Origin of the sequence: Streptomyces sp. NPDC004327 (assembly GCF_042873935.1) — a bacterium.
Lineage (GTDB): Bacteria > Actinomycetota > Actinomycetes > Streptomycetales > Streptomycetaceae > Streptomyces.
Genome location: NZ_JBIAME010000001.1, coordinates 725863 through 734048, shown reverse-complemented (window position 1 = coordinate 734048; position 8186 = coordinate 725863). Strand labels below are relative to the sequence as shown.

Sequence of the window (8186 nt, the reverse complement as noted above, 5' to 3'; positions counted from 1 at the left end):
ACGTGGGGGGGGGGGGGGGGGGGGGGGGGGGGGGCGGGGGGGGGGGGGGGGGGGGGGGGCCCCCCCCCGGGGGGGGGGGCGGGGGGGGCCCCGGGGGGCGCCCCCCCCCCCGCCGCCCTGCCTCCGGATGCGCACTTGTGTACTCCGGTACGTCCGTCCGCCAGGGGCCCGCCGGCCGCGCCGGACGGCGTGAGAGGGGTCATGCGGCACGACTCCTCGTTCCCTCCCCGGCGCGGCACGGTCTCACCAGGGAATCGGCCCGTCCTCGGCCAGGAAGGTGCCGGTCGGGCCGTCCTCGCCCGCCGTCGCCAGGTCGACCGCCACGGACGCGCCCTCCTGCGCCGTGCGTATCCCGGTGTGGCGGTTGAGGTCGGTCGCGCAGTAGCCGGGGCTCACCGCGTTGACCAGGATGCCTTCGGCGCGCAGTTCATCGGCGTAGAGCACGGTGATCGCGTTCAGCGCGCTCTTCGAGGTGCAGTAAGGGAGGAGGACCGAGGAGTAGGCGGACCACGGGCTGCCCGGGTCGGCCAGGTGGGTGAGGGAGCCGAGTTCGCTGGACATGTTGACGATGCGTGCGGCGGCGGAGCGGCGGAGCAGGGGGAGCATGGCGTGGGTCACCGCGATGACGCCGAACACGTTGGTCTCGTAGACCTGCCGGACGGTGGCGGCGGGGGTTTCGCTCGGCTTCTGCGGTCCGGCGGCGATCGCGGCGTTGTTGACGAGGATGTCGAGGCGGCCGAACGTGGTGTCGATGTGCTGGGCGGCCGCCTGGAGCGAGGTCTCGTCGGTGACGTCCAGCGGCACGAACCGTACGTCGGCGCCGCCCGCGCGAAGCTCCTCGGCCGCCGCCTCGCCACGCTCGGCGTCGCGGGCGCCGATCAGCACGGTGATGCCGAGGGCTGCGAGCCCGCGCGCCGTTTCCTTGCCGATGCCCTTGTTCGCGCCGGTGATCAGAGCGGTCTTCTGTGAAGTCGTCATGGCACCCAGCCTCCCCTCACCCACGGGCCGCGGGGAAAGACCAGAAGAGTCTGGATCTATAGTCCACGGATATGAGTGAGCTGGAAGTGCGGGAGCTGAGGTACTTCATCGCGGTCGCCGAGGAACTGAACTTCAGCCGGGCAGCGCTACGCCTGGGGATGGCGCAGCCCCCGCTGTCGAAGGCGATCGCACAGATGGAGTCCCGGCTCGGGGTGCGCCTCCTTGAGCGCACCACCCGTCAGGTGCGGCTGACCCACGCCGGTCAGGTGCTGCTCGACCAGGCGCGGATCGCGGTCGACGCGGTGCACGCGGCGGCCCGGCGGGCACGCCGGGCCGGTCAGCCGGCGCCCCGGCTCGTCGTGGCGGTCAAACCCGGAGGCGATGCCGGGCTGCTGCGGGAGGTCCTCGTCGCCTACCGGGAAGCGGCTTCGCACCTGCCGCCTCCTGAAGTCGTCGTCGGCGGCAGCGGAGAGCCGATCGCCATGCTGCGGGACGGCCGTGCCGACGTGGCGCTGCTGCGCAGCCCGTTCGACGGTCAAGGGCTGGATTCCCAGACGCTCGTGGTCGAGCCGCGACTCGCCGTCCTCCCCGCCGGGCACCGGCTGGCCGGACGCCGGCGACTGCGGCTGACCGACCTCGAGGGCGAACCGATCCCGCGCTGGAAGGGGGCCGCCCCCTCCACCACCGCGTACTACACCGGATGCGACGGAGCGGAAGCGGACCACGGCCACACCGGCCCTGCGCCGGCCGACGCTCCTGAGGGGCCGCTCGTGGCCAGCGTCGAGCAACTCCTGGAGGTGGTCGCGCTGGGCCAGGCGGTGGGGTTCCTGTCGCTCTCCACCACCGAGCGGCACCAGCGCCCGGACATCGTGTACCGGCCGGTCACCGGCCTCAGCCCCAGCGCGGTCGTGGTCGCCTGGCCGGAGACCTCGCGATCCGCGGCCGTCGCCGCCTTCGTCCGGGCCGCCCACGACGTCGCCGCCCACCACCCCGACCACGTGACCGCACTGGCCTGAGGGACCGGGACGCCTTGCCCGTCTCCGGCCCTCCTTCCCTTGGAGCCCAGCACCCGTCCCGTTGTTCGGGATGCAACACGCGTCGGGACCGGCGTCGCCGTGAGGACACGCAATCTTCTTACCCCTGTGGCGAGTTCTGCGCCGCTGTTAGCCTGCGGTCCATGATCAAGGACGGTTTGGCAAGTCGAATAGGCCGGATGGCGGGGGACAGCGGGCCGGAACGCGTGCTGGTCGCCGCCAGTTTCGTCAACCGGGTCGGCAACGGTCTGTTCAACGCGGCGTCGGCGCTCTACTTCACCTTGGCCGTGGGCCTGCCCGCGGTGCAGGTCGGCGCCGCGCTCACCATCGCCGGAGTGATCGGCTTATGCGCGGGGATCCCCGGGGGTCATCTCGCCGACCGGCGCGGCGCACGCGTGATCATGGTGCTGGCCCTCGCGGTCCAGGCGGTGTCGATGGCGGCCCTCGTCCTCGTCGAGAGCTGGGCCGCGCTCACGATCATCGCGACGGTCGACCAGATCGCCGCGGCGGTCGGAGGGGCGGCGTGGGGGGCTCTGGTGGCCCGGGTCGGGGGTGAACGGCCGGCCAGGTTCCGGGCGAAGCTGCGCACCTTCGTCAACCTGGGCGTCATCCTGGGAACGGTGGGTGCCGGGCTGGCGCTGGCCGCGGACACCCGCGGCGCCTATGTCACGCTGATTCTCGGCAACGCGGCGAGCTTCGCCCTGTGCGCGGTGCTGCTGCTTCTGCTGCCCCGCTATCCGGTGCTGCCGGCGCCGCCGCAGCAGCGGCGCTGGCTCGTCTTCGCGGACCGTCCGTTCCTGGCGTTCACCGCCTACTACGGGGCCATGGGACTGCAGTACCCGGTGGTCTCCCTGCTCCTGCCGATCTGGATCTCCCAGCACACCGAGGCGCCGCGTTGGACGGTGGCCGCACTGTTCGCCGTCAATTCCGCCTTCTGCGTCCTGATGCAGACCAGGATCGGCTCCCGCGTCGAGACCCCGTACGACGGCGGCAGGGCGTTTCGCGCCGCCGGGCTGCTCTTCCTCGTCAGCTGTCCGCTGATGGCGCTGGCGGCGTACGCCCCTGTCTGGGCGGCAGCGGGACTGGTCCTGGCGGCGATCTTCGTCCACAGCCTGGGCGAGGTCTGGGAGTCCTCGGCGTGCTTCGCCGTGGGCTTCGCTCTTGCCCCCCAACATGCCATGGGCCAGTACCAGGGTGTCCTCGGCCTCGGCTTCAACGCGGGCCAGGCTCTTGCCCCTGCGATCCTCACCACGGTGGTGCTGGGCCTCGGCACGGCGGGCTGGCTTCTGCTGGCGTTGTTCTTCGCGGCGCTGGGTGCTGCCGGCCCGGCTCTTGCCCGCTGGGGTATGCGGACCCGGCCGCAGCCGGAGGTTGCCGCGGTAGTGACGGGGTGACCAGGGAGTAGGTGCCAGGTCGAGGGCCCGCCTCGGACCTTCGCGTCCCTGACGGGGGCGCGTCGCACGGGCGTCGACGGGCGCCGTTGGCGGGGCGCGGCGGCGTGGGCGAGACTGCGCCGCATGAGTGAACGATCTTGTGAGTACGAGACGGTGTTCCGGACGGCCGGCGGCCTGGTGCGCGGCAAGGAAGCCGATGCCGGCGATGTCGTCGCCGTTCTCGGAATTCCTTACGCCGCGCCGCCGTTCGGCGACCGGCGCTTCGAAGAGCCGCACCCCGCGGCGGCCTGGGACGGGGTCCGTGACGGTACGGCGTTCGGGCCCGTGGCCCCGCAGTCGGCGGAGCTCCCCGGCGCGCCCGGGTGGCGTCCCGGGGACGAGGACATACTCACCGTCAACGTATGGACCCCCGGGCGCAGCGAAGGTGACGCACTGCCGGTCCTGTTCTGGATCCACGGCGGGGCCAACACCTTCGGGTCCTCCGCGCAGCCCGACTTCGACGGCGCCGCGCTCGCCCGCGCCGGACTCGTCGTCGTCAGCTGCAACTTCCGTGTGGGGTTCGAGGGTTACGGGCACGTGCCCGGCCGTCCCCACAACCGCGGGCTGCTCGACCAGGTCGCCGCGCTGCGCTGGGTCCGGGAGAACATCGCGGCGTTCGGCGGCGACCCCGCGAACGTCACCCTCGCCGGGCACTCCTCCGGCGGCGCCGCGGTCGTCTGCCTGATGGCCATGGAGCGGACGCGGGGGCTGTTCCGCCGGGCCGTCGCGCACAGCGTGCCGCACGTCCTCTACTCGCCCCGGCTCGCGGCCGCCGTGACCGGGCGGATCGCCAAGGAGGCCGGGGTCTCCCCCACGGCGGAAGGGCTGCTGTCCGTGGCGCCCGAGGAGCTGGTGGCCGCCTCCGACGGGGCCGCAGCCCGCTGCGCCGCCGATCCGGTGACCCCGCTCCACTCCTACGCTCCGGTGATCTTCCAGCCCGTCGTGGACGGCGAGGTGCTGCCGGCCGATCCGCTGACCGCGCTCGCCTCGGGAGCGGCGCGGGACGTCGACCTGCTGGTGTGCCACGCGGTGGAGGAGCAGTGGTTCCTCCACATGGTCGGTGCCGTACGGGAGGTCGCCACGGAGGCGGCGCTCGCGGAGTTCGCCGAGGCGCTGGGACTCCCCGCTCGCCTGGTCGGGGGCTACACCGGGCTGATGCCGCACGCCCCGGTCCTCGACCGGTATCTGGCGCTCTTCGGCGACGCGCAGTTCGGCGAGTACACCACCCGGCTCGCCGAACACCACGCGCGCGGCGGCGGCCGGGCCCACCTGGCCCGCTTCGCCCGCCGGCGCGGGGCCGCCCGGCCGTGGCACACCGCCGACGTCCCCTTCGCCTTCGGCAACCTGGACGCGCCGGGCGCGGACTTCCTCATCGGAGGCGCCCCCGACGGCGAGGACCGCGCGCTGTCCCGTCGTATGCTCCGCGCCTGGGCCGACTTCGCGACGGACGGCGACCCGGGCTGGCCCGCGGTCACCGCCACCGCCACACCGGTCCGCACCTGGGCCGTTCCCACCGATCTGACGACCCCCGACGACCTCTCCCCCACCCGTGCCCTGTGGCGGGGCGTGCCCTACCGGCCCCTGCCGTGATGGCGTGAGCGCGGATCGCCGAGGCACGTCAATGGGCAGGGGTACCCATCAAAGACCGAGGGGTATCTCCGCGTACACGTGCGTACCGTCGCGCCTCGTGTGGACGACGCAGCGCTGCGCACACGCTTCGACGATGTCCAGGCCCCGGCCGCCGCACACGAGCTCGTCCTCGTGGCGTGGCCGGCCGGGGCGGAGCAGCCATCGGCCGTTGTCCTTGACGTCGACGGCCAGCGTCGAGCGGTCGGCGCAGAGCAGCAGGCCCACGTCGCGGCCGCCGCTGTGCCGCACGGCGTTGCCCACGAGCTCGCTCACCACGAGTCCGAGGGCGTCGTCGACCCCGTCCGGCAGGCCCCAGCGGGCCGCCACACCGCGGGCGAACCGCCGCAGGACCGGCACCGAGGCGGCGATCGCGGGCGCCGTGCACCCTGCGGTCCGCCGCTCGGCGGACGGCAGGTCCGGCCGGTGCTGCGCGTGGACGCGGATCCGGTCCTCGGCGAGGACGGCCGGTCGCAGGTGCGGGATGGCTGACATCGGGTCTCCCGGGACGGCGGATGGATACCCCCGCTCTCCACGGTCGGGGCAGGCGCCGGGGGAAACAATCCGGGTCGGCGGCTTAAGGGGTACGCAAGCGGTACGCGAGCCGGGTCCGGGCCCGCGAGGAACGGACCCTGCCGGGCCCGGGACCGACACTACCCGAACCGGCCGGCCCGGGCCCGGCATCAGTCACCGGGCCCGCCCGCTCATCCGGCACTCCGCCCCGGTGCTCCGGTCGGGCTCGTGCCTGCTGTTGCTCGGGGTACCTTCCGGCCCCCGGACAGCGCCTGCTGCCGGGCGCGCTCAGAAAATGAGCCTCCAGCTGTCGATGTAGCCCGTGTCGCCGCGGTACACGTCCTGGACCCGGAGCCTCCAGGTGCCGTCGGCGACCTGGCCGGAGGCGTCCACCGTGTAGGTGGCGAGCACGTTGTCGGCCGCGTCGGACCCGTTGCTCTTCTTCAGCGGGTACAGCGTGCCGTCGGGGGCGACCAGGTCGATGACCAGGTCACCGCGCCAGGTGTGCTTGATGTCCACGTCCACCTTGAGGTCGCTCGGCGCCTGGCCCGAGATCCCGGTGACGTCGACGTCCGAGAAGACCGCCGCGCCCGCGTCCGGGATCGGCACGTCGGAGGTGTTCCCGACGATGCCCCTGGCGATGTGCCAGCTGAAGGTCGCCGTGGTGATGCCGTGCATGGAACCCCTGACGGTCACGGTGACGTCGCTGGTGCCCACCGTGGTGGGGGTGCCGGTGATGAGGCCGGTGACGTGGTTGATGCTCAGGCCGTCGGGGAGGCCAGTGGCGAAGTAGGTGAGGACACCGGGGTTGAAGCCGGTGGCGCGGATCTGGAGGCCGGCGGCGGTGTCGACCGCGCTGTTCTGGGCGCCGGGGTTGTTCAGCAGGATGCCGTTGACGATGCGCGGGCCGACGTTGATGGCGGCCCAGGCGTTGGCGGTGTTGATGTAGGTGTCGCTGCCCAGCCCGTACAGGTCGGCGGCGGCCTGGAGGGTGGCGGTGCGGGCACCGGCGTAGTCGGTGGAGGAGGTCATGTAGGTGCTGAGGGCCCTGTACCAGATCTTGGCGGCGGCGTCCCGGCCGATCGCGGTGACCGGCAGGCCGTCGGAGGTCGGGGAGTCGTAGTCCACGCCGTTGACGGTCTTGGCGCCGCTGCCCTCGGAGGCCAGGTAGAACCAGTGGTTGGCCGGGCCGGAGGAGTAGTGGACGTCGAGGGATCCGAGGCCGGCGGACCAGGCGTCGGCGGACCTTCCGTCCTTGGAGGGCTTGTCCATGTAGCGCAGCGGCGTGCCGTTGCCGCGGATGTCGATCTTCTCGCCGACGAGGTAGTCGCCCGGGTCGGAAGGGTTGTCGGCCCAGAACTCCACGGCGGCGGCCATGATGTCGGAGGTGGCCTCGTTGAGGCCGCCGGACTCGCCGCCGTAGATCAGGCCCGCGGTGTGGGAGGTGACGCCGTGGGTCATCTCGTGGGCGCCGACGTCGATGGAAGTGAGCGGCCTGGCGTTGCCGGAGCCGTCGCCGTAGGTCATGCAGAAGCAGGCGTCCGACCAGAACGCGTTGACGTAGGCGTTGCCGTAGTGGACGCGTGAGTAGGCGCCGACGCTGTCGTTCCTGATGCCGTTGCGGCCGTGGACGTCCTTGTAGTAGTCCCAGGTGAGCTGGGCGCCGTAGGCGGCGTCCACCGCGGCGGTCTGCCGGTCGCCGGTGGTGCCGTCGCCCCAGGTGTCGTCCGGGTCGGTGAACAGCGCGCCCGTGCCGGAGCTGCCGCCGCCCAGGTCGTAGGTCTTGTGGCCGCCGCGGGGGCCGTCGGTCATCGAGTAGCCGCCGTCGGCCGGTGTGGTGCCGAGGGTGACCTGGCCGGAGTACTTGCTGTTGCCGACGCCGGTCTCGATGCCCTGGAACTCGAACAGCTTCTTGCCGGTCGTGGCGTCGGTGACGACGTGCAGTTCGGAGGGGGTGCCGTCGGCCTGGGTGCCGCCGACGACCGTCTCCCAGGCCAGGGTCGGGGTGCCGGAGGCGGCCCAGACGACCTTGCGGGCGTTGCCGGCCTTCGCCTTCGCGACACCCTTGGCCTTGGCGCGGCCCAGCGCGAAGGTCTTCGCGGAGCCGGCGCTCGTGGCGGCGGTGGTGGAGGCGACGGTGAGGGTCGCCTCGCCGGCCTTGGTGACGCCCTTGGCGGAGCCGTCCGCGGCGGTGTGGACGACCAGGTCGCCGCCCAGGACCGGCAGTCCGGCGAAGGTCCGCTCGTAGCGGGTGTGCAGGCTGCCGTCCGCGTCCTGCAGGACGGACTTGACGATCAGCGCCTCCTGCGACCCCAGGTGCAGCGACCTGGCGGTCACCGCCCGGGACGCGTTCGCCGCGGCCAGCAACTCGCCGCGCTGCGACGGCGACAACCGCACCGGCAGTGCGCCGGCGCGCGCGTGGGCCTTGGCGGGGGCCTGTGCCGTGGCGGGGGCCTGGCTCATGGTGTCGGCGGTGGCGGCGCCGGACGGCAGCACGGCCGCGACCAACGCGGCGCCGGCTATCAGCGCGCTCGTGGCGGCGGCTCTGCGGGCGGATCGGGTCACACGGAACTCCTTCTGCAGCGACCAGCGTTGTGGCTGG

6 protein-coding genes are annotated in these 8186 nt (G+C 73.0%); 3 read left to right on the top strand and 3 right to left on the bottom strand.

The window, feature by feature from the left end; genetic code table 11:
- Positions 1–243: 243 nt before the first annotated feature.
- Positions 244–978 (bottom strand): SDR family oxidoreductase, encoded by a 735-nt coding sequence (locus tag ACFYU9_RS03190; RefSeq protein WP_389341847.1) that lies wholly within the window; start codon positions 976–978, stop codon positions 244–246.
- A gap of 71 nt (positions 979–1049) precedes the next feature.
- Between ACFYU9_RS03190 and ACFYU9_RS03185 the strand changes: the two genes are divergently transcribed.
- The 3 genes from ACFYU9_RS03185 (at position 1050) to ACFYU9_RS03175 (ending at position 5035) form a co-directional block, all read left to right on the top strand.
- Positions 1050–1994, top strand: a complete 945-nt coding sequence (locus tag ACFYU9_RS03185; protein WP_389341844.1) for a LysR family transcriptional regulator — start codon at positions 1050–1052, stop codon at positions 1992–1994.
- Between the two features lie 161 nt (positions 1995–2155).
- Entirely contained in the window at positions 2156–3406 is a 1251-nt protein-coding gene (locus tag ACFYU9_RS03180) for an MFS transporter (RefSeq protein ID WP_389341840.1), read from the top strand.
- Positions 3407–3529: 123 nt separating this feature from the next.
- Entirely contained in the window at positions 3530–5035 is a 1506-nt protein-coding gene (locus ACFYU9_RS03175) for a carboxylesterase/lipase family protein (RefSeq protein WP_389341837.1), read from the top strand.
- Between the two features lie 48 nt (positions 5036–5083).
- Here the strand turns inward: ACFYU9_RS03175 and ACFYU9_RS03170 are convergent, their stop codons facing one another.
- Together ACFYU9_RS03170 and ACFYU9_RS03165 are read right to left on the bottom strand one after the other, a co-directional pair.
- Positions 5084–5566 carry an ATP-binding protein gene (locus tag ACFYU9_RS03170; protein WP_389341835.1) on the bottom strand — a complete coding sequence of 161 codons (483 nt, stop codon included), beginning with the start codon at positions 5564–5566 and terminating at the stop codon, positions 5084–5086.
- A 306-nt stretch (positions 5567–5872) separates the two neighbouring features.
- Complete coding sequence (locus tag ACFYU9_RS03165; protein WP_389342963.1) at positions 5873–8047, bottom strand: M4 family metallopeptidase; 2175 nt, start codon at positions 8045–8047, stop codon at positions 5873–5875.
- Between the last annotated feature and the right edge of the window lie 139 nt (positions 8048–8186).